Origin of the sequence: Fibrobacter sp. UWB2, from assembly GCF_002210425.1 — a bacterium.
Lineage (GTDB): Bacteria > Fibrobacterota > Fibrobacteria > Fibrobacterales > Fibrobacteraceae > Fibrobacter > Fibrobacter elongatus.
In genome coordinates this window covers 97,593-119,167 of sequence record NZ_MWQK01000007.1, presented here as the reverse complement: position 1 = coordinate 119,167, position 21,575 = coordinate 97,593, and the positions used below count along the sequence as shown (strand labels likewise).

The 21,575-nt window shown below is 46.2% G+C and carries 13 protein-coding genes and 1 tRNA gene; 9 read left to right on the top strand and 5 right to left on the bottom strand.

Features of this window, described 5'->3' with window-relative positions:
* Positions 1–2 precede the first annotated feature (2 nt).
* The 3 genes from B7982_RS13765 (at position 3) to pheS (ending at position 8,369) form a co-directional block, all read left to right on the top strand.
* Complete coding sequence (locus B7982_RS13765; RefSeq protein WP_144065974.1) at positions 3–6,794, top strand: pilus assembly PilX N-terminal domain-containing protein; 6,792 nt, start codon at positions 3–5, stop codon at positions 6,792–6,794.
* A gap of 128 nt (positions 6,795–6,922) precedes the next feature.
* On the top strand, positions 6,923–7,210 hold the full coding sequence (locus B7982_RS13760; protein ID WP_088661243.1) for a helix-turn-helix transcriptional regulator: 288 nt from the start codon (positions 6,923–6,925) through the stop codon (positions 7,208–7,210).
* Between the two features lie 136 nt (positions 7,211–7,346).
* On the top strand, positions 7,347–8,369 hold the full coding sequence (gene pheS / locus B7982_RS13755; protein WP_073443178.1) for a phenylalanine--tRNA ligase subunit alpha: 1,023 nt from the start codon (positions 7,347–7,349) through the stop codon (positions 8,367–8,369).
* Positions 8,370–8,473: 104 nt separating this feature from the next.
* Here the strand turns inward: pheS and B7982_RS13750 are convergent, their stop codons facing one another.
* A complete protein-coding gene (locus B7982_RS13750; RefSeq protein ID WP_088661242.1) occupies positions 8,474–10,636 on the bottom strand; it encodes a glycoside hydrolase family 9 protein in 2,163 nt (720 codons plus the stop codon).
* 480 nt (positions 10,637–11,116) lie between these two features.
* Between B7982_RS13750 and B7982_RS13745 the strand changes: the two genes are divergently transcribed.
* On the top strand, positions 11,117–12,058 hold the full coding sequence (locus tag B7982_RS13745; RefSeq protein WP_014546686.1) for an aldolase catalytic domain-containing protein: 942 nt from the start codon (positions 11,117–11,119) through the stop codon (positions 12,056–12,058).
* 219 nt (positions 12,059–12,277) lie between these two features.
* Positions 12,278–14,482 carry a fibro-slime domain-containing protein gene (locus tag B7982_RS13740; protein WP_088661241.1) on the top strand — a complete coding sequence of 735 codons (2,205 nt, stop codon included), beginning with the start codon at positions 12,278–12,280 and terminating at the stop codon, positions 14,480–14,482.
* 125 nt (positions 14,483–14,607) lie between these two features.
* On the opposite strand, the gene B7982_RS13735 is transcribed toward B7982_RS13740, so the two are convergent.
* Together B7982_RS13735 and B7982_RS13730 are read right to left on the bottom strand one after the other, a co-directional pair.
* Positions 14,608–15,441, bottom strand: coding sequence for an aldo/keto reductase (locus B7982_RS13735; RefSeq protein WP_088661240.1), 834 nt, complete (start codon positions 15,439–15,441; stop codon positions 14,608–14,610).
* 372 nt (positions 15,442–15,813) lie between these two features.
* Entirely contained in the window at positions 15,814–16,743 is a 930-nt protein-coding gene (locus B7982_RS13730; protein ID WP_088661239.1) for a cation diffusion facilitator family transporter, read from the bottom strand.
* 87 nt (positions 16,744–16,830) lie between these two features.
* Here B7982_RS13730 and B7982_RS13725 point away from each other — a divergent pair, with 87 nt between their 5' ends.
* Positions 16,831–18,135: an efflux RND transporter periplasmic adaptor subunit gene (locus B7982_RS13725; RefSeq protein WP_088661238.1), complete on the top strand. Its 1,305-nt coding sequence runs from the start codon at positions 16,831–16,833 to the stop codon at positions 18,133–18,135.
* Positions 18,136–18,138: 3 nt separating this feature from the next.
* Here the strand turns inward: B7982_RS13725 and B7982_RS13720 are convergent, their stop codons facing one another.
* Entirely contained in the window at positions 18,139–18,990 is an 852-nt protein-coding gene (locus tag B7982_RS13720; protein ID WP_088661237.1) for an A24 family peptidase, read from the bottom strand.
* A gap of 71 nt (positions 18,991–19,061) precedes the next feature.
* Between B7982_RS13720 and B7982_RS13715 the strand changes: the two genes are divergently transcribed.
* The 3 genes from B7982_RS13715 (at position 19,062) to B7982_RS13705 (ending at position 20,278) form a co-directional block, all read left to right on the top strand.
* The gene (locus tag B7982_RS13715) at positions 19,062–19,523 is read left to right on the top strand and encodes a hypothetical protein (protein ID WP_088661236.1); all 462 of its coding nucleotides are present in this window, start codon (positions 19,062–19,064) and stop codon (positions 19,521–19,523) included.
* Positions 19,524–19,586: 63 nt separating this feature from the next.
* Complete coding sequence (locus tag B7982_RS13710) at positions 19,587–20,105, top strand: hypothetical protein (protein ID WP_088661235.1); 519 nt, start codon at positions 19,587–19,589, stop codon at positions 20,103–20,105.
* 99 nt (positions 20,106–20,204) lie between these two features.
* Positions 20,205–20,278: transfer RNA gene (locus B7982_RS13705), tRNA-Val, on the top strand.
* Between the two features lie 89 nt (positions 20,279–20,367).
* Here B7982_RS13705 and B7982_RS13700 read toward each other — a convergent pair.
* Entirely contained in the window at positions 20,368–21,405 is a 1,038-nt protein-coding gene (locus B7982_RS13700; RefSeq protein WP_088661234.1) for a hypothetical protein, read from the bottom strand.
* Positions 21,406–21,575: the final 170 nt, after the last annotated feature.

Here is a 21,575-nt window from a genome sequence, read left to right as displayed (position 1 = left end):
CAATGTTTAACAAAAAAGGTGTTTCTCTTATAACAGTTCTTCTATTCATGCTTGTTGCGACAATTGCCGCAACAGCTACATTCAAATGGCTGACATCCGAAAACAAGTCGTCCTCCTCTAGAATGGAAATACAAGAAGCAAGGCTGAGCGCCAATGCAGGCATTCAGAGTATCAGAGCTTGGATGACCAATAACGCAAATGATGTCGGCGCCTTAATAAAGCAATACCTTTTGAATGGGAAACAGCCGATATTGCTAAACAGTCGCGTCGCAGCCCACATAAACAGAAAGCAAAATTTTAACGTATGGCTTACAGGCGTAACAGAAATCAACGGACACCACAAATTAAAGATACTATCCGAAGGTATTTCTCGTGACAATTCCAAATACACAGAAGCAGCCATAATTAACGTTTCAGGACTTTACCAAGTCACTCCTCCAGAAGAAGAAGTCGAAATTAAAAATATCGCTTATGATTACTCCTACTTCGGAGCTTCTATTTCCAACCACGGATCGGCAAAACTATCATCAATGCTCATTAACGGAAACTGGTACGGAAATCCTCTTGGAATTGACAAGAACATCATTATCACAGGTAACGCAAAACTATCCGGTAACAACGTCTACATTTACGGAACAGGCTGTTTCGGAGGTGATTTATTTGCAGATAACGGCATTGACGCCGCAAACATCTATGTAGCAGGGACTTCAAAACAATTTGGCACAAAGAACGCCATAGGTGTTTCAAACCACGCCTATTTTGATGGAGTTCTGGAACAGGACCAAAATAGAGAAATCAGAATTGGCGGAAACATGACATCCAATAATAAAGTCAAAACTAGCATGGGTACAGGAAGTGCGGCTTTTACAATTGAAGGAAATCTGTGCCTTGGCCCAAATGCACAAGTTCAAATTGGCGGAATGCAAGGCACGACTACACAATACAACTGCGACTTTCGTGTTGATGGAGATGTCTGGATTACACACCCATATTCTTTCTATGCAAGAGATCCAAATCATGGGGATTTTCACGAGCACTATAATAAAATCATCTTAGGCAACAAGAATTCATCTAAAGTATATATTATAGATGCTTACCCTCATCGCGATTACGTAAAACTGAGAGAAAATAAAACATTTATAGAAAACTCAAGTTACAGACAACACTGCAGTAATCCTATATCAATTGGTTATGGACAATACGGCTGTTACAATAAAAACTCAAATAGTTCTGAAAGAGAATACCACCAATGGGACTATTGGCATGATGATTCAAGAACTCCATACGGCTATATCGCACCGAATTCAGATATGTACTACTTTTATTACGTTGAGCCAGGAGTAACAGATGTCGAATTTAAAGAATACAACAATACATATTGGAAAAATAGAACCGCAGGTGCATGGGAATCGCCTTCGGCTATGGGGGCCTATTTTATAGGTGGCAAAGTCTATCACAAAACAAATGAACCAAATACATGGGCAGAATACAATTATGGAGACGGATTTCCACAAAAAAGGTCCCCCTATTGTATTCACAACAATGACAAATTTCGCCCAGAATGCCATGTATCGCCATGGTTTAAGTCAAATGGTACTGTCACACACAATTTACCATCATCAAGACCAATAGCCTGTGCCGACTCTGTAAGAAAAGTTTGCTACGACATATGGAAAGAAAAACCAGGATGCGATGGAGCTAAATTTAAAGTTGATGATATTTTAAAAACTGCATACGATGCATTCGAAGATTATGCAAATAAAGGATGTGCTAAAGACATCACAGAAATGGACGAAAACTTTGTTACAAACGCAAATAGCTGTTATGATACAAATATCAAAGATGAAGAAAAAAAGAAAACTGATCTCTATAATGGGTATTTAGTTGTAAAGGTTACATCCACACAAAAAAAGGATTATTCAGAAGGACTTAAAGGAAAATTCATAATCATCGTAACAAACAAGCCCTCGCAAATGGCGCCCCCACCCACAGCAGGCATCAATGATTATGTATTTCTGTACTTACAAGAAGGCGCAGGAGAAATAGTCGGACAAGGAACCGACACTTACAACTACTTCATTTACACAAAGGGAAATGTAGGCTCATCATCATACAATGCGGCAGACAATTCTATATCTCCGAGTGGAGGCATTCTCTTCAACAACGCAACCCTTAGCGGTTCCGTCTACGCTGAAGCCGCAAGTTGTTCAAAAGTTGCGGCACTCACATCAAATAAGGAAATGAAATTCAACCATGATTTGCTCAACAGCCTCAACCAAAGCAGAATTATTTGCGACGCTTCTGTCACTAATTGTGGAGGTGTAGCCACAAGTTCATCTTCTGTCGCCGAACCGACAAGTTCAGCATCAGCAGAAGGAGCCATTAACGGGAAAGACCCTTACTTTATATCCATTGCACCACAGCTAGGAATAACTCTTGAAACACAATACAAGTCATCAGAAGATACACCTGCAGATGCTGCAGAACTAGATCCTTCAATATTAATCCTTCCTCGCATCATTTATCTCCCAAAAGATGCACCAGGAACATTAGCAGACTACTATTCTGTCATCAACTTAAATGGAGCAAACGAAGTCAAGAACGCTTCAAACGTGTCATGCAATCCTTCTATTCCACCAACAGGGAAAATGTACACATCTTCCTATTTGGACGTCGGTACGCACAGATGCGAATATAAATCACAAAACTATGGCGATATCCCATTCTACGTTGTAGTTTCAGACGCAAGTGGTGATCTCCCAGAAGTCAATTTCACAGAACGTGATCAATCACTAGAATTAGGAGAAGAAGTCACCGTATCCGTAAAAATCGACAAATCCAAAGCCGTCAACGGAAAAATAAAATTTGATTTTTCTTTTGGAGACATTCCTTCTGGATGGACTGTTACGCCACCTAGTGGAGCAACCTACATCAAGGAACGCTCAGGAGGATTTTCCGGTAGACATTATTACACCGTAGAAGTTACACCTAATGCGTCCGAAGATCAAATAATCGATGTCTTAAAGGTATCAACAGAAGCAGATGCTCAAGACGGAGACATTCACATATCTTTAACTACGCCAACTGAGCAATGCATCATCGGAGGCTCTAAAAACACTCATCATGTTTACGTAAGAGGCCATTTATATATAACCAGAGCCTCCATATCCGACTACTGTGATAACTTCACTTGTGATGCAGCGACTCTAGAAAAAAGCCATTATCCAGACTGCATCTATGAGGGTGAATGGATTACGGTCAGTGGTACAGGCTGTAGTGAAATTGTCAAAAATGACCGGTGGTCATGCCTAACGAATACGGCAATTTCTCTTGTATCCGTAAACGAATCCGATATTCCATCCAACTGCGAAATCGTCATACCAACAGACAACAATAGCATCGATGAACCACACAGTGGTGAATCTCAAAATCTTTACGCATCACTAAAACACAAAAAAGTGGAACTGACAGTCAAGCTCAATGACAACAAAGATGACGACACGTATGTTCGCGTTTACGACCAAATGACATCTACTGAGCACCGTTGCACAAAAAACAGCACCCCCTATCCTTGCCAATATAACATCATCGCAGGCGCTCCAATTATCATTTCTCATGAGGATTACGGTGAAGACAAAGAAAGTTTTGCTTTTTGGAGATGTTCTGGAGATAATTGCTCAAAATCTACCTATTACAATGATGAAGAAGAATTCAGATTCTACAGCAGTCATACAATTACTGCTGATTACGGTGTTGAATCCCATTGCTATTACGATGATTTTTCACAAACAACGGCATTTTGCGACACTGACGCGGAAAACTGCATAGATACATGCGCAACAATTATTGAAGGAGGGCAAGTATGCGATCCTAGAAACAGCAAACAACCAAAATCACACTGGCTAATGACATACCACAACAATGGCAAAGGAAACAATTCCAATTACATTCGACCTAATTTTGGCTCAGGCTCTATTTTCGCCCCCAATAACCAGAATGGAAACAATCAGAGCGGAAAAGTATCGGTAATTCTCAGAAACAAGAATGCAGGACAATATGGTACAATGAACGCCCTTATACAAACAGCCATTCTTGCAAGTTCAAATCCAAATGAATTCTTAAATACGGGATTTATTTTTAGGAGTAACGGGAAAGAACACTTAATACTAAACGTTTATGGAACTAGTACTGCAGGAAAAAGCTCAGGAGACTTAACATTCCGAGTTTGCAAAGTGGTTGGCCAAGCAATAAACAATAAAAATCAAGGTGATTGCAAACTTATTCCAAAAGGAAAAGACGTATTGAATGTACCCATATCCAGCACGGATTTCATCAAAGTGGCTTTCACAATCGACAATAAAGATTTATTAACGGTTAATGCTAGCGTAAATAACAAAGCATGGTCCGGCGAACTCAGTATCAAGGACTTTGGGTTCAACGACATTACACATACCTACGTTGGTTTCAGTTTAGCAGATCCTGAATTTAAAATATTTGATAATGGCTGGACATCAGCCTCGTTCAATGACCAATGCTGGGAACTTCCCTCGATATCATGTTCCTTCGCTGACAAATATGTAGGCGAAACGGTTCCCCTTAATGAAGAGGTCACCCCCAAAGTCATTATATCCAGTTGGTTTACTGATAAAAATTGTGTAATAGAATACCACTACAACGGATGTGACAATGCAACATCTCTCTGCGTAAACGGCACAGGCGAACCTGGAGAAATCGGAGCGACATTGTCGGGAAGCAATTACAAATTTACAGCGGAAGGAGCTCATGGATACCTTGTAGATGATGATAAAAGGGCCCAAGATGCATCCGTAAAAGTCGTTTGTCCAGGAGAAGTTACAAGTCTGGACCTTGCTAAAGAATACTATAGCTGTGGCACATTCTGGGTTGGAAAGGTTACTAATTGCTCAAGTGAACTTTCTATACCTGATAAGCCCATATATTTAACAAGCAACGTTCCTGAAGAAATTTCAACAGAAGAAAATGGCGATGGATACATAAACATGCGTGGCTCCATTTTGCATATTGATATTGAAACAGACGACTCAAATGACGAAAACAATAACCTTAACGCTAATTTGGAAATTCAATTACAGTCAACAAACGGAATAAAAAGTTCGTCAAGATTAATCAGTACTGCCGGACATCACGAAATTGGAATTGACATTTTATCAAACGTTTTTGGATTTGATCCACAGCATGTTTCAAAAATCATTATTACAAGCGACAACAACATCTATATTAAAAACATCCATATAGCAAACAAATGCTCAAACAAGCTTTCTATTGAATGTGAAAAAGCGCATTTTGATCCTAATAAAGGGTGGAAAGTCGATGTAAAAGTCCACCCGATGAGTCCAAGCATAAAATGCTCTTACACATCATCAGACAACAATATAGAACCCCTTGAAAACATCATCGGATGCACAAATTCAGAGACGTTCTTAACATATAAGGAAAACGGTTACTATTGGTTGGGCAGCGCCCCCTCCTTTACAGTAACAGCTTTGGACAACAATGGTTCCACAGTTTCTTGCACAGTCACAGGAGAAAATTTAGGAACATTTACACCCACCTGTAGCGTAATCCCAACAAACATTACCACAGGCAGTGATGCACCTACATTCTCATTTAAAATCGGTGAACCAAGGCTCGGACCTGGCTGGGATAGAGTAACAGCCAATTATAGAGTATCCTTAGACGACGATGTTATAAAAGAAGGCAGTGCAAAATTAGGATCCAACCAAAACATATCATCAGACACAAAGCCTTCCAGTGGCGAACATCAATACAAGGTTGAAACTTGGTTCGGAAATGGACCATACGCATCAATGTGGGCACAGTCCTGCACTGCCGATTTCAACGTTGAAGACGGTGTCCAGAAAACCCCACCAACAATCAACTGCGAATCAAGCGAAGTAGACAATAATGGATCATTCACAGTTAGCATCAGCAACCCCGATGAAATCCAATACACCTATACCTTCGGAGTTACCGACCCATTAGGTAATGTTTTTGCCGGTCAAAGCGGTTCAAGTAATGAAACAAGCCTTGCATATTCTTATACTCCAGGAATGGCGGGATCCGGAACCTATAGGTACTCCATCACAATCAATGGTGGGGAAACACAAACGTGTACAAAAACTCTATCAGTAACTTCGACTCTTTCAGCAACTTGCCCTACAACAATCACCAATCAAAATCCAGAAAACATTATCAATGTGAGTGCAAGCGCTCAGATTACCATAAATGGCCATACTTCGGATTGTACAGATTGCGAATACAAAATACTCTACAACAATGTACAGAAAAACGAAAACAATGAACTATTTTTCTACGACAATAACGCTACAGGAACTAGAACTTATCGTTTTGAGGTTTCGGACAACGAAGGACACAACTATTCTTGTAACTTCAATGTGTCTTTCCAAAGCCAACAAAGTGGAGATATCGAACTCACTTACGGAGGTAATTGGACTTTCATTAGTGAGGGAACGCACAAAATTGCATGCACAGGAAATAAAAATTCAGGACAATTAATATGTAAATGTCCCAATGCCGAATGGAATTATTACGATTGTCAAATGAGATACAACGGTATGCTTGTAGAAGTTCAATCCAACCAAACTCAAGGAAAGACCGTTGACGGGCAAAATACCAAATGCTACAATGGATACATCGCAAATGTAGAGATACTCGCTCCAAAAACATCCCCAGCACCAAACTCTAATCAATCAACACCACAAGGCAAAGGCATGTACTGTAGACACGATTGGTAAACCATTTCATCCCCTCCCCCAAAAGCTCCCCGTCGGGGAGCTTTTTTTTTACACCCACACTCCCCCCCCCCAAAAAAAAAACATCAAAACCTATCGACTTATATAGAAAAATTTCTATATTTAAATACATGAATAAAAACAACTATACAAAAATTGCAAAACAGCTTAAGGTTTTGGCTGATTCCAAGCGCCTCAAAATCATCAACTTGCTATCGAACAGCGAAATGTGCGCCAGCGAAATTCTAAAGGCTTTCCGCGTATCGCAACCGACGCTTTCGCACGACATGAAGGCTCTTGTCGATGGGAAATTCGTGATTGCCCGCCGCGAGGGGCAAAAAACGTTCTACATGCTCAATCCAGATACGATTTTCGACATTCAAACAGCGCTCGGCGACATTTGCAACGAAGACTTGTAGTTACGAAGCATATCTGTAATTCGAGATGCATAAGGAGATGCCTGCACTGAGGCAGGCATGACAATTGCGATAAAAGTTGATTTTTTAGGCGAAACTCGTGCAATAAAGCCGCTATTTTTCTAAATTTCGCCGTACTATGAGTGAAGCTATTAACAATGTCAAGCAGGCCTTTGATGCAGAACTTGCACAAACGGACCTCACCAATCAAGAAGCGGTCAACAATCTCCGCGTAAAGTACCTCGGCAAGAAGGGCGCCGTCACGGACCTCATGAAGCAGATGGGTTCGCTCAGCGCCGAAGAACGCCCCGCTTACGGCAAGCTCGTGAACGAACTGAAGGTTGCCGTTTCCGAAGCAATCGACAAGGCTATCGAAACCGCAAACGAAGCCGCACTCCAGAAGAAGCTCGCTAGCGGCGCTGTCGATATCACGCTCCCGGGCGCTGGCATCGCGGCCGGTTCTACGCATCCGCTGTACGACGTCCGCGAAGAAATCATCGACTTCTTTGCACAGATGGGTTTTGATGTGGACTTCGGTCGTGACATCGAAACGGATTGGTACAACTTTGAAGCTCTCAACACTCCGCCTGACCATCCGAGCCGCGACATGCAGGACACGTTCTACGTGGACAACAAGGTCATGCTCCGCACGCACACGTCGGGCACCCAGATTCACTACATGGAAACGCACAAGCCGCCTTTCCGCATGATCGCTCCGGGCCACGTGTTCCGCGTCGATAACGATGCTACCCACGCTCCGATGTTCCAGCAGTGCGAAGGTCTTGTCGTTGACGAAAACATTAGCTTCGCCGACCTCAAGGGCGTGCTCCAGGTGTTCATGAACAAACTCTTTGGCGCAGGCGTCAAGACTCGCTTCCGTCCGAGCTTCTTCCCGTTCACGGAACCGTCCGCAGAAATGGACGTAAGCTGCGTATTCTGCGGTGGCAAAGGCTGCCGTCGTTGCAAGGGCACGGGCTGGATGGAAATCGGTGGTTGCGGCTCTGTGGATCCGAACGTGTTCAAGAACTGCGGCATCGATGCTGAAAAGTTCACCGGCTTTGCATTCGGTTTCGGTCTTGACCGTATCGCCATGCTCCGCCACGAAATCCCGGAAATCGGCCTCCTCACGGCAAACGACCAACGCTTCCTCAGCCAGTTCTAAGGATTGCGCAGGCGACGATTTTCGCCGGCAATATTTAAGCAAAAAAGCGAACCGCAAGGTTCGCTTTTTTATTTTCACTCTAAAGTATTCACTCTCGGAGAGTCTTACTTTACAACAAACTTCTTGGCGGAGAAACCCTGAATTTGCACAAGATAAAGTCCGCTCTTGAGTGCGTTCACGTTCATCGTTTCGTTCTTGCTTTGGGCGATCTTTTGCATTTGTACTTTGCCCTGCACATTCAAAATCTTGACGGAACGCCCCACCGCGGATTTCGGCAAATCAAGCGAGAGCGTCTTGCCAACTAGCGAGATGCCGAACTTTGCCGCAGCCACAGACTTCGGAAGTCCAACAGAGAATTCCACAGGCTTTGTCACTTCATCATAGCGTTCCACGAGCGCCATCAAGTACCATGTGCTGTGCGGCAGCCACTGTTCATCCCAGCGCCACACCTGCCAAGATTCCTTTTCAGAATCAAAGCCCACTGCACCAACGCCGTCGTCAGTCCAGGCAATGCCCGAGCCATCCTGATTCTTGCCGGTAATGCCGTTTGCAATGCCGCCTTCAAGCGTCGCGTCGTATTCGGACTGGCCATCATACTTTTTCGGATTCTTAAGTCCCTTGCCGTACATCATGCACGTTGCATACGGGTTCTTGCCCAAAATCCAGTCGAGCTGATCCGTAGCATATTTTAGCACATCACTCGTGGTAACATTCCTATATTCGCCGTCAATAATGCGATTTGCGTACATTATCGCCGCAGAAAGACTTGCAAGGCGAGCATCTTCACCCTGCCACCAATAATTACTTTCATTATCGTGCGGGATAAAGAATCCATCCTTTATTTTGTCCTGAGTCTTGTAAGTCTGGCGGGCATAACCAAACGGGTTATCAACCTTATTCGTAATTTTAACAAGCCAGTCAAAATGAGACCTAATGGCATTACGAACATTATCGATAGATTCGTTCACGCAACCACCACCAATCATAGTAAGGCAAACCCAATAAGGGAATGGCCGACCATGAACTTCTATGCCGGCATCTTCGTCAATAGCGCCAACAACCTCACTATAACGAGCAAGGGCAACCAACGGAAGCCCCGCATCGCTTGCATGCCAGAACGGACGAGTCTTCGCATCATCGCTCCAGAAATAGCCATCTTTACTGACACGAGATGCCAAGTGTTCGGCACGGTCATAAGCATCATCCAAATAGCTCTGCGTCTTGGTCGCCGCATAAAGTTCCGTCGCCGCCAAAAGCGCTGTGTAATCGTCAATGATGTTTTCTTTACCATCGTCGCAGTAGGCACATGATTTGCCGATTCCCTGTTTTTCGGACAAATGCTTATATGCCTTTTCAGCCGCTGCCAAGTATTGTTCGCTTGTAAAGTCACCTTTCAGGTTAAGTCTCGCCGCACTTGCAAGCGCAGCAATTGCCATGCCACCGCCTTCGCGGAACGCAGTCTGGTAATCGGCACTCTTATCGCCATCCTTACCGCTGAACGCACAAATTTCACGTTTGCCAAAAGGTGAGCCCCAGTTGTCAAACACGGTCATGTAAAAGTAACCTTCTTCGGCAAGCATACGCACCAAAAAATCCGCGCCATAAGCGGCTTCATCAGCCGTTTTTGCCTTAGTCGCAGTCGAGCCTAGCAAATTCGGGATGCGTTCCGAGGCAAAGGCAAGCGACCAAACCGTCAAAGGAATCTGCTGCGGATTCAAGTAGTTCGCATAAGAGAGATGACTAAAATACTTGCTCACATCGCCGCTTGCATCGTACCAGCCGCCATGCACATCAAGCTTTTTGTCGGACTTGTAAACGGACATGTTCTTGTCCCAACCTTCAACAGTCGGGTCATCCGCACGGTCTTCATAGAAGTAATTAAGTACCGTTGCAAGCGTATTTTTCGCAAGCGCGTTTTCTTCAACCGTAAATTCGCCCGAATTCTGCGTTTGACCATTCTCGGAAACCTGGAGCGTGTACTTGCCCGCCTTAAGGCCAGTCAAATCCGCCACATAAAACTTGCCACTATTCAGCCAGTTGTCCGGATTCGAACCCGTCGAGAGCTTACCCGTCTTGACAGCCGTCCCACCCGACATCACGCTAAATTCAGCACCATCCGCAAGATTCTCGCTTTGGACAATCACGGAAATCGGCTGGTCGACATCGTAACCAACCTGATTGTAGAAAAACTTGGTTTCGGCAGAGGCAACGCCCGCGCTCAAAAGAACTGCGGCCGAAAAAATCGGGGAAAGCTTATAGATACGCATGCGCTAAATATAAATTCACAAGGCTTTAAGAAAAAGTAAAGATTGAGTATACCGTTTTGGTCATTCTGAAGCAGTCATCCTCGACCGTCAGGGAGGGGAACCATTATTTTTCGTGAATACTATTAAACGCAATTTTTGCGTAGATTATAAAACAAATCACCTTAAGCCCTACCGAGAGATCTTTCACAGCCACCTAAAACCGCAATTTATTATAGGGGTTTTATAGCAATTGATTCCCAAATGGAATGTTTTTGTTACGGACACACCCATAAAAATCAACGTAAAAAGCCTCAACTTATCATTTTAACGCAGATTTTACGTTAAATAACAATTATTTTTCAGCAACCATAAAATTTTTATTGACCGGTGAAATTTCAGAACCTATCTTTGCGATGTAAAGAAAAATGACTGGATTCTTCGCGATTTCATCGCTCAGAATGACGTCTCAGACTTCAACAATCAAAAACAGAAGACACAACCATGTACTACGAAACAATTAAAGTTCTCGACTGCACGATCCGCGATGGCGGTCTCGTCAACAAGCACGATTTTTCTCTTGAATTCGTGCGTAGATTGTACACCCTTCTCACCGCAGCCGGCGTAGACTACATGGAAATGGGTTACAAGAACTCCCCGGAACTCTTCGACCCGAAGGAATACGGTCCGTGGAAGTTCTGCGATGACGATCTCCTCTGGAAAGTCAAGGATGGCATCGATTCCAAGATGAAGATGGCCGTGATGGCTGACGTGGGCCGCGTCAACATGGATGCCGTGAAGCCCGCTTCCGAAAGTCCGTACCAGATGTTCCGCGTGGCAAGCTACGTCAAGAACATCGACAAGGGCATCAGCATGGTGAACGCCTTCCACGACATGGGCTATGAAACGACGCTCAACATCATGGCCGTGAGCCGCGACCGCGGTCCGGAACTTGACGAAGCCCTCCACCAGGTCAACGAAGAATGCAAGGCCGACGTGCTTTACCTCGTCGACAGCTTCGGCGCTTTCTACCAGGAGGACATCGATAAGGAACTCGCCCGCTACAAGGGCATCGTGAAGAACAAGAAGTTCGGCTTCCATGGCCACAACAACCAGCAGCTCGCCTTCTCCAACACGATCCAGGCTATTATCAACCACGTCGACTACCTCGACGGCTCCGTGTCCGGCATGGGCCGCGGCGCAGGCAACTGCACCACGGAACTCCTCCTCGGTTTCCTCAAGAATCCGAAGTACGATCTACGCCCGGTTCTTGACGCCATCCAGGAACTCTTCTTGCCGTTGCAGAGCAAGTACGAATGGGGTTACATCATCCCGCAGATGATCACGGGTATGCTCAACCGCCATCCGCAAGACGCTATTGCCGTCCGCAAGACCGAAGAAAAGGACATGTATCGTAAATTCTACGAACACATGATTAACGACTAAATTTCATTCAAAATAACCATTCAAAAATCCGCCCCTTCCCAAAGGAGCGGATTTTTTGTCTTAATGCAACATTGTGTTGCATATACTTTATATGATACACCAATGATACGTCAAAATTTCCTACAACTTAAAAAAGAAAGAATTTTGTCATAAATTTCATCTTTTGAAAACTTTATTTTATATTTTAAAATATACCAAGTTGTAATAAGGAGGAAACAAATGAAACTGGCTAAAGCCATAACCGCATCTTTTATAGCGTTGGGAGTGTCAAGCACATGGGCTGAAACAGTCCGCGAGTTGCACGTATTCTTGCCCGACAACGCCACGTGGAACACATCCACCCCATTAATCTACGAAGACGGCAAAGCGCACGAACTCACTCCAGATTCGGATCATTGCGGATGGTTCACTAGACGTTACGTTGATGAAGACCTTCCCAAAAAAGCATTCTTTTATACGGAAGGTGATGACCAATTTAAGCACGCCATTGGTCTCAGAGGCGAAGCCGGATACTTAAACGGTGAAGCAGCCGACCCCATAAATCTTGACGCTCTTTTTCTGGTTTACGCAGGAGAGCCCAACTTTTCAAACGCGCTCTACTTTGTCGCTGACGAAAGACAAGCCGCCTCACTTCCAGCAGAATTATATGGTTGGAGTACAGTAAGGCCAGCAATCGAAGGCACCTGCGAATTCGTCCTTTCCACAATGATTTACGATACAGACGCCAGTTTACACCCCGCATTCTCCTGCTACGCCGCAGGCGGTGAAGGCTGTCAAGCCGTGTCAGGAACAGCAGCACAAGGTGTAGAAGTAGAAACTGCAATCAAAGCCATCTACGACTGCATAGGCGTCACGACAGGCCTTGTAGAAGACACTTTGGACAAAGCAACAAAGAAGCCAAAACTCTCTGCAGCAGGCAAAAAATGCTTTATCGACGAAAAGTATTTCAACCAGTTGTTCAATTACACCGAAGGCGTGAACGAAACAACCTGTTTCGATATTCCATTCATCCGTACAAACAAAGGCTGGGATTTTAACTCGGATGAATTCGTTGTTCCTGGACTCAAAACTGCTGTAATGGGAGGTTTCTTCCCTGTAGAAGCAACAACCGACAGCAAGCTCGAATACGCGAATGCAAGTCAAAAGCCGCTCCCGGCAGCACGCACCAAGCGCAACGCCGAAGGTCCTATATTCTACGGCACCAAGCTTCGCGCATTGGATCCGACCGAACAAATTCCATTAATCAATACAATCTGTAACGGCCCAGGCTGGGATAAGGGCCACGACTGCAACGGAATGTTCGCCGATGCCGCCGAAACCGAGACTTTCATCAAGAGCATCAATTCCACGATCGATTGCGTATTCGGCTGGAGCTGCCCAGAGCAGGTCCCCACCAATTGGCCAATTTACACAGAAGGTACAGAAACCCCAGGCGGTATAGGCATTAATGGCGTTTCGCGTTGGACATCTAATGTCGGGGGCAACGGAAACGGCGGACGTAACCACCACTTCTGTTCCGAAACACACGCCCAGTTCAAATACAAGAAGGGTGCAAGGTTCAGCATCAGCGGTAACGACGATATCTGGGTATTCATTGATAACAAGTTAGCAGTCGATATTGGTGGCAACCACCTTTCTGCACCGGGCTATGTTGATGTAGACAAGTTCTTGCCAAACGCAAAGCAAGACAGCATCTACGACATTGACATTTTCACTTGCAATCGTCGCGCACCGTCTAGTGACCTCCGAATCAGTACAAATATGCTGTACATGGATCAAAATGCTGGAATTTCTTTGGAAAGCAAACAAAATATGGAAGAATGGCGCAGGACCGGAAACAACGAATACAAAGTTTGCTACACAGAAAACCATAACGGTTCTTGCGTACCCCAAGTTACGGTATGCGATACCGCAGACTTCCCCACAAAGCCTAAAATTTCATTCTTGTTCACCACGGATGCAACCGGCAATGATCCCACTAAGACTCTCATTAGCGAAGAAGAATTTGCCGCAAATCCAATCCAACTCGACAGTATATTCAACGTCAGCAACCCAACGCGTCCCATTGTCAACGAAAAGCGATTGACAGAAAGCCTCGCACCAGGTATGTATTACCTCATTATCAAGATTGGCGATGAGCAGGCTGCAATTTCATTCGCTGCCAAATCCGAAGCATCCATCGCCGAACGCAGAGTTGCACTAAGCAGCACAAGCGCATTCAGCGTGATGAAATCTGGCGCACAGGAAATCACGATTACCACAGAAAAGCCGAGTCTCGCAAAGCGCTTTGCAGTCATGGACATGAACGGCCAAGTGCTTTCTGCAGGCAAGCTGAACAGCATTGACACCCGCGTGAAAGTTCCGACCGCAGGTTCGTACATTGTGAAAGTGGGGAACAACACTAAACGCGTGAACGTAAGGTAGAGAGAAAGGAGGCGCCCCGCCAGGGGCGACGTTCATGCAAAAACAAAAGGTCCCGCTCCTATGGAGCGGGACTTTTGCGTTTCAAAATTCAACTGGATCGGCAAGCCTCAGAACGACGCGTTGCATTACAGTCCGTCGAGTTCTAGCAATGCAGCCATGTCGTTCGAATTGATTTCGAAATCAAGCTTAGCGTTCTGACGGATGCGCTCTTCGTGTACAGATTTCGGGAGCGGCAAAAGCCCAAGTTGCAACACAAAGCGGCTTGCAAGTTGCGGCACCGAAACGTGGTACTTTTCCGCCATCGCACAGACTTCGGGCACTTTCAATAGGCGCCCCGTCGCATTGGGCGAATACGCTTCCACCAGGATTCCGACCTGTTCACAAAAGTCAATCAGTTCCGTCGGCACATGACCGATGTGAACGCGAATCTGATTCACCGCCGGCACCACGCGGGTTCCCGCCAGCAAATTGTTCAAGTCATCAATTTCAAAATTCGAAACGCCAATTGCACGGATTTTACCCGCTTCGTAAGCTTCTTCTAGCGCATTCCAGACATCCACATTTTCACGGTAATAATGGTTTCCGTTAGGGACGCCCATTTCGGCCCATGGACGCGGAGCATGGATGAGCATCATGTCGATATGGCATGCATCCAAGCGATCCATTGATTCCTGGATACAGCGTACCGTATCAGCATAATTCTTGACTTCGGCAGGAATTTTCGTCGTGATAAAAATGCTTTCACGGTGAATTCCAGTCGATTTTAGCGCCGCCTTGAGCCCAGCACCGACTCCCGCCTCATTTTCGTAGGCGATTGCGGTATCAATATGGCGATAGCCCGCATCAATAGCGGTCGCAACAGCGGTTGCCGCCACGTCATTTGGGGTTTGCCATGTACCCAAAGCAATTTTCGGGATTCGCTGCCCATTATTCAACTTGTAAAATTCGTCGAGTACCATAATCAAACCTCGCTACTTGCACCAAATTAATATAAATAGAAACACGATTCCAGCGAGGCAGAATCGCCAAAGTCCTAATACCACATTGGAATATTTACTGGTGTGAAAAGTGATATGGGCTTACGCCCAAAGCCTTTTTAATTTAAAATGAACTTCATGCGGGCGGGGCCCCAGCTCAGAGTTGCGAAGGCCGCACGGGCCCCTCCCTGCACCCTCCCCATCCTTGGCCGACGCTTTATTCTCTCGACGAACATTTATACATTCATTTAAAAACAATACGACGCAATAACCATAGTTACTTGAAATGTTTACGTAGAAACTTCTAGTAACTACTAACTATTAACTAGTAACTGTGCCGAAGGCACTAAGTAATTACTTTTCAATTGTTTTGATTTCGCCCTGGGCGGCGCGATTGGCGTTGTAGGGATCAATGTGCACGAGGGCATCGACGACATTTTCGTTCGAATCGATGAGCAACTGTTCGACCTCTTCGGCAACGTCATGGGCATCTTTCAGTGTCATTTGGTCATCGACCACAATATGCACGTCCACATGCAAATCACTCCCGACGTAGCGGGAACGGAGCCCATGCAAACTGATGACCTTCGGGTGCGAAAGCGCCACACTCCGCAACTTGCCCAAGACATCGGGATTTGCGCCACGGTCCACAAGCTGCCTAAGCCCCGGAGCCGCAATTTCAATCGCAGAATGAATCACGAAAAAAGCAACGACAAGTGCACCGACGGAATCCGCGAACCAAAGCTGCGGGAGCAAAATGGCAAAAACGACCGCCACAAGCACGGGAATCGAGCTAAAAGAGTCACTACGGTGGTGCCAAGCATTTGCCTCAAGCACCTGGCTGCGGATTTTTCGCCCGGCATTTCGCGTATAGCGGAAGAGAATTTCTTTTACGACAATGGAAGCAAAAGCCATCACCGCAACGGACGTTTCCGGGTGCGATGCCTCACCCGCCAACAACGCAAGGACGGCCTTATATCCAATGCCAATACCCACGGCGGCAACGGCAAGCCCAATACCAATCGTAATGAGCGTTTCAAATCGGCGGTGTCCGTAAGGGTGCTCGGCATCCGGTGGCGAGTTCCAAAAGTGACTGCCAACAATCACGGCGACATCGGTCACAAAATCAGATGCACTATGGATAGCATCTGCAACGAGCGCCTGGGAGTTTCCCACCACGCCCACAACAAACTTGGCCACGGAGAGCGCGGCGTTCCAGCCAAGCCCCACCCAAGTCACTTTGCGGACTTCTGAACTATCGTCTTTTTTGCGTACACGAGTCATGACCTTTAAGCTAGAAAATTTGCAACCTTACGTGCTCCCAAATCATCAAAATAGATGTAATAAAAAAACAATGTTACTATTTTTCTAATGCTTATGAAAAAACTCTTGAAAATCATCATCGTCATCGCCGTTTTGGCAGGAGTTGCCCTCGGCGTCAAGTCAATTTTCTTTGACGGGAACACCACAAGCCAGGTTGGCGCCCTCATCAGCTCCAAGGTGGTCACGGATACCATTAAGACGACCATTTCTGCAACGGGTTCGTTAGAGCCGGTGGACCAGGTGGAAGTCGGTACGCAGGTTTCTGGCGACATTGCCAAAATCAACGTTGATTTCAATTCCAAGGTCAAGAAAGGCCAAGTCATTGCCGAACTTGACAAGTCTAAGTTACAGTCGACCTTGAAGCAGGCGACAATCTCTTACAAGAGCGCCGAAAACGAATTGAATTACAAACAAAGCACGTACGACCGCATCAAGAGGCTCGCCGCAAGCAAGAGCGCAAGCGCAGTCGAATTGGAACAAGCTGAATACAACTTAAACGCCGCAAAGCTCTCCTTGGAACAGCGTAAGAACGAAGTCGCCCAGGCTCGTTTGAACTTGAGCTACGCGACCATCAAGAGCCCGATTGACGGCGTTGTGCTGAAACGCGCCGTAGATGTCGGACAGACCGTTGCCGCTTCCATGAGCACGCCGACGTTGTTCGTGATTGCAAAAGACTTGAGCCAGATGAAAGTCATGGCAGACGTGGACGAAGCGGACATCGGACAAGTTAAACAAGGTCAGCGTGTGACGTTTACTGTTGACGCATTCCAGAACGACACGTTCCACGGCACCGTGCAAGAAGTCCGTCTGAACCCGACGACAACAAGCAATGTGGTGACTTACACCGTCGTGATTACCGCCGAGAACCCGGAACAAAAGCTCTTACCGGGCATGACCGCCACCTGCACAATCGTCACTCAAGAAATCACAGATGCCGTTACAATTCCGGTCAAGGCTCTCAAGTTTACGCCCGCCGAAGGAACCCCGATGGTTGATCCGAAGGATATGCCTCGCCCACCGCGCAAGGCCGCCGATTCTACAGTCGCAGGTGACAACTTCCCGCCCCCGCCTCCTGGCATGGGACCGGGCGGAGCTCCGGGTACAGGTGCCAAGAAAAAGCACAAGAAGCCCAAGCTTGAAGGCGACCACGTGTGGATTAACATCAACGGCAAGGCCGCTCCACGCCGCGTGAAGATTGGTCTTAGCGATGGCGTGAATGTCCAGATTCTCAAGGGACTGAGCGTCGGCGATTCCGTGGTCACAAGTCAAGAAACGGTTTCGGCAAAGGGATCAAGCGAACCAAACGCCAAAAGCCCCTTCATGCCGCAGAGACCCGGAAAGAAGAAGAAATAACGATTAATTTAAAACGTACTTTAAATAAGCATCCACAAGCGCTGAGCCCCAGAGATAAATAATCGGGGCTGCAATGGCGAGGAACGGTCCGAAAGGAATTTGCCCGGCTTCCTCGCTATTCTTGTTTTTGGCCGCTTTTTTTGCGGCAAGCATCCCGTACGGAACCATCACCACAATGCCAAGCAGGGCTGCAACCAAGAGAGTTTCTACAGCGCCAGTCACGCCCATAAGCGCACCATAGCCCGCCAAGAGCTTGACATCGCCAAAACCCATTGCGTCTTTCTTGAGCACCTTAGTCGCAATCCAGCCGAGCAGATAAAGTCCGCCACCCGCAACAACAGCACCAATCAAGCTTTGGAGAGGCGTCACGCCACCCGGCACAAGCGAAATCAAAAGGCCCGCAACAATTCCGCCGACCGAGATGGAATCGGGAATCAGTTTGTACTTGCAATCGACCGCACAAACGGGGTATGCGCCAAGCAAAAGCCAGAACATCGCAGCCGCATCCGCCCAAACCTCAGGCGACAAGACCGGTCGCGAAAAGTCCGTCCCGAAGCCTGCCGCCGCATAAAGAGCAAGTGCACCAAGCAAACCGCAAAGGCTCTCGCCAATCGGGTAAATCACGCTAATCGGCCGTTTGCAGCAAGCACTCTTACCACGCAGCCAAAGCCACCCCACAATCGGCAAATTGTAGCGAATCGGGATTCTCTTTTTGCAAAGCGGGCAGTGCGAAGGAGGGTTAATCAGGGAAATTCCGCGCGGCATACGGTAAACAATGACGTTATAGAAGCTCCCGACGCAAGCGCCAAGGCCAAAAAACACAATTAACCAGTACCAAAGTGGAATTTCTTGCATAAAATCCTCGTCTTTTTCGGAATATAATTATAATTTAGTTAAACATTTATCTAATACTTGGAGACCCCATAATGAATATTGAAATTGCCGCCATCTGTGATGCCGCCACTGCCAACGACGTCGGTGGACGTTTGAACATCCTTGGAGCATTCGACCGAATTTTCGCTAAGTTCCCGCTTGTGATCCCGCAGTGCTCTGCCGCCTTCCGCTTGCGCTACCAGCGTTCCGAAGCAGGCACGCACCAGTTGAGCCTCTCGATTGAAGACGTTGTTGGACACCCGATTGTACCGCCGATGCAGTCCGAAATCGAACTTTTGCCGGTCGTTCAGGGCTTTGATACAGCTGCCGTGAACATGGTTTTAAACATGCAGCGCCTGCAGTTCAAGCGCCCGGACAAGTACATCGTTAGACTCGTCGTGGACAACGAAGAACTTGCAACGCTCCCGCTTTACATCCTCGAAGACCCGCGCCTCGCCCAACAGAATCAGCAGCCGCCGCAGGCCGACGAAAACGGTGTTGACGGAAGAGCATAAGACAAAACAAAAGACTAGAGAGCGCCGAGCATCAACGCCCGGCGTTTTTTCTATTTTAAAACCATGAAGTTCGCCTCTTTAAAGCATTATTTGGAATTCGCGGGGATTGCAGGAATCGCCGCAAGCCTAACCGCATGCAGCGGCATCAACGACAGCTGGGAAGTCAAAGGCGGCGGATTCATCAAGTACAGCATCGACAACGGCGAAGAAATCACGCAAGAACTCGAAAGAGACGATGTGGAAATCCCATTCATACGCAATCGCCACCATTACCTGCTGGTAACGTTCCCGTCCGAGCGCAGCGAAAACAATCATCAGTTGAGCATCATGGTGAACGAGCCCAAGCTCGCCCAGAATTCGGCCGTTCAAAGCTACACCTGGATCCAAATCGACGGTACTCCCAAGGCGTTTCTCACCAGCGACAACAATTACGTGACGATAGACCAGAAAGACGACACGAAATGGACTGCAAACATCAACCTGCATTTTACGGACTGCAGGCATGGAATGTGCGACGAGAGCCTACCCCCGATTCTATTTAAAGGCCGACTGCACTACTGGATTGCAGAGGATGACCGCTAAAAGCGAAATTTTCTAACGGCGACTTAAACTTTTTTGATTTTTATCGCCAACCACCCTTGACAAGAGCTCAATCTTTTTCTAATATTGGGCTACCTTAATGGTCGATTAGCTCAGTTGGTTAGAGCGCTACCTTGACATGGTAGAGGTCACAGATTCGAGTTCTGTATCGACCACTGAAAAAAGCCTCGCTGAAAAGCGAGGTTTTTTTTTCACAGATCTGATTGCAAAGAGAAAGCCCGGCAAGCGGGCTTAATCTTAACTCTTACTTTTTCCAGTTATCGTCGTATTCGCCACCATAACGGCCAAGCTTGACCATGCCAACGTTTTTAGCGTTTGTCACGTGCTGGACCAAATCATTCGGCGTTATGAACATGGACTGCTGTTCTCTTGCAACCTTCATCATTTCCGAGAACGATACGCGGTCGCCCTTCACGAACGTCACCAAGGCCTGGATGACATCCTTAACGGCATTAATGATATCTACAACAACAGAAAGTGTTTCAGGAGTCAATTCCGGAAGCTTATCGGCACCCTTACTTAAGACAAGCTTTTCCAAATCGGCCAAAATTTCTTTCTTGGAGCGGAGCTTCTTTGCAGGCTCAAGCTTTTTAGCCTTGAAATCCTTCTTGCATTCGTCTTCATGCGATGCGACGTAGTCGGCATACATATCGAAGAGCGAGAACGATTTCGACTTGCGACCAATAAGGGGATGATCCTTAAAGCCAACATCACCGTCCTTGATTTTCAGCTTGAGAGCCGGATTCTTCTTGGATGCATCCAGATAGCACTGGTAAACATAGGAAGAGCACACCATCGTATGCTTACCCGGGGTGTTCTTGTCTTCGATGATTTTCTTGAGTTCTGCAGCAACCAAGCACAAGAATTCAACAACAACTCGAGATACAAGCGGTTTTGTAACCTTCTGCTTGAAAATAAGAATCAAGCCCAAAAGAATCAAGTCAGAATACGGATACGGAAGATCCTGGAGCACGTAATCCTTGGCAAACGGCACAACAGCATCAACACCCTTTTTACTTGCCTTGTTATGGCGCATCACATAAGCTTCACGAGCAGTAGAATCGTCTCTCGTTCGAGTTGCATGAATTCCACCAAGGCCCGCTTCAGCAAGGACACATTCTTCTTTTTGAACAAAGATTGCTCCATGCGACACATCGGAACCTGTAAATTTCATGATAAGTTTACTAATAGTATCTTCAGGGTCTCCCTTAAACGCTAAGATATCACCCGGGAGCAAGTCATTTACAGAGAATTTTCCAGCTTTTTTCACTTTTTTAGCCATTTTCGTTTTCCTTTTTGTTTAGGTTGTTTAGAATTTACTTACAACAACCTTACATTGCAATAACCCATTTGGGCTATTTTGATATAAAGGAAGATAATATCTTATCCAAAGCAGCTACTTTTGTGAACAAGTTTTTACATACAGACGTTATATACAAAAAAAGCCCGGGG

Coding starts and splice junctions, on each gene's coding strand:
- B7982_RS13765 (WP_144065974.1), top strand. CDS start 3: ATGTTTAACAAAAAAGGTGTTTCTCTTATAACAGTTCTTCTATTCATG.
- B7982_RS13760 (WP_088661243.1), top strand. CDS start 6,923: ATGAATAAAAACAACTATACAAAAATTGCAAAACAGCTTAAGGTTTTG.
- pheS (WP_073443178.1), top strand. CDS start 7,347: ATGAGTGAAGCTATTAACAATGTCAAGCAGGCCTTTGATGCAGAACTT.
- B7982_RS13750 (WP_088661242.1), bottom strand. CDS start 10,636: ATGCGTATCTATAAGCTTTCCCCGATTTTTTCGGCCGCAGTTCTTTTG.
- B7982_RS13745 (WP_014546686.1), top strand. CDS start 11,117: ATGTACTACGAAACAATTAAAGTTCTCGACTGCACGATCCGCGATGGC.
- B7982_RS13740 (WP_088661241.1), top strand. CDS start 12,278: ATGAAACTGGCTAAAGCCATAACCGCATCTTTTATAGCGTTGGGAGTG.
- B7982_RS13735 (WP_088661240.1), bottom strand. CDS start 15,441: ATGGTACTCGACGAATTTTACAAGTTGAATAATGGGCAGCGAATCCCG.
- B7982_RS13730 (WP_088661239.1), bottom strand. CDS start 16,743: ATGACTCGTGTACGCAAAAAAGACGATAGTTCAGAAGTCCGCAAAGTG.
- B7982_RS13725 (WP_088661238.1), top strand. CDS start 16,831: ATGCTTATGAAAAAACTCTTGAAAATCATCATCGTCATCGCCGTTTTG.
- B7982_RS13720 (WP_088661237.1), bottom strand. CDS start 18,990: ATGCAAGAAATTCCACTTTGGTACTGGTTAATTGTGTTTTTTGGCCTT.
- B7982_RS13715 (WP_088661236.1), top strand. CDS start 19,062: ATGAATATTGAAATTGCCGCCATCTGTGATGCCGCCACTGCCAACGAC.
- B7982_RS13710 (WP_088661235.1), top strand. CDS start 19,587: ATGAAGTTCGCCTCTTTAAAGCATTATTTGGAATTCGCGGGGATTGCA.
- B7982_RS13700 (WP_088661234.1), bottom strand. CDS start 21,405: ATGGCTAAAAAAGTGAAAAAAGCTGGAAAATTCTCTGTAAATGACTTG.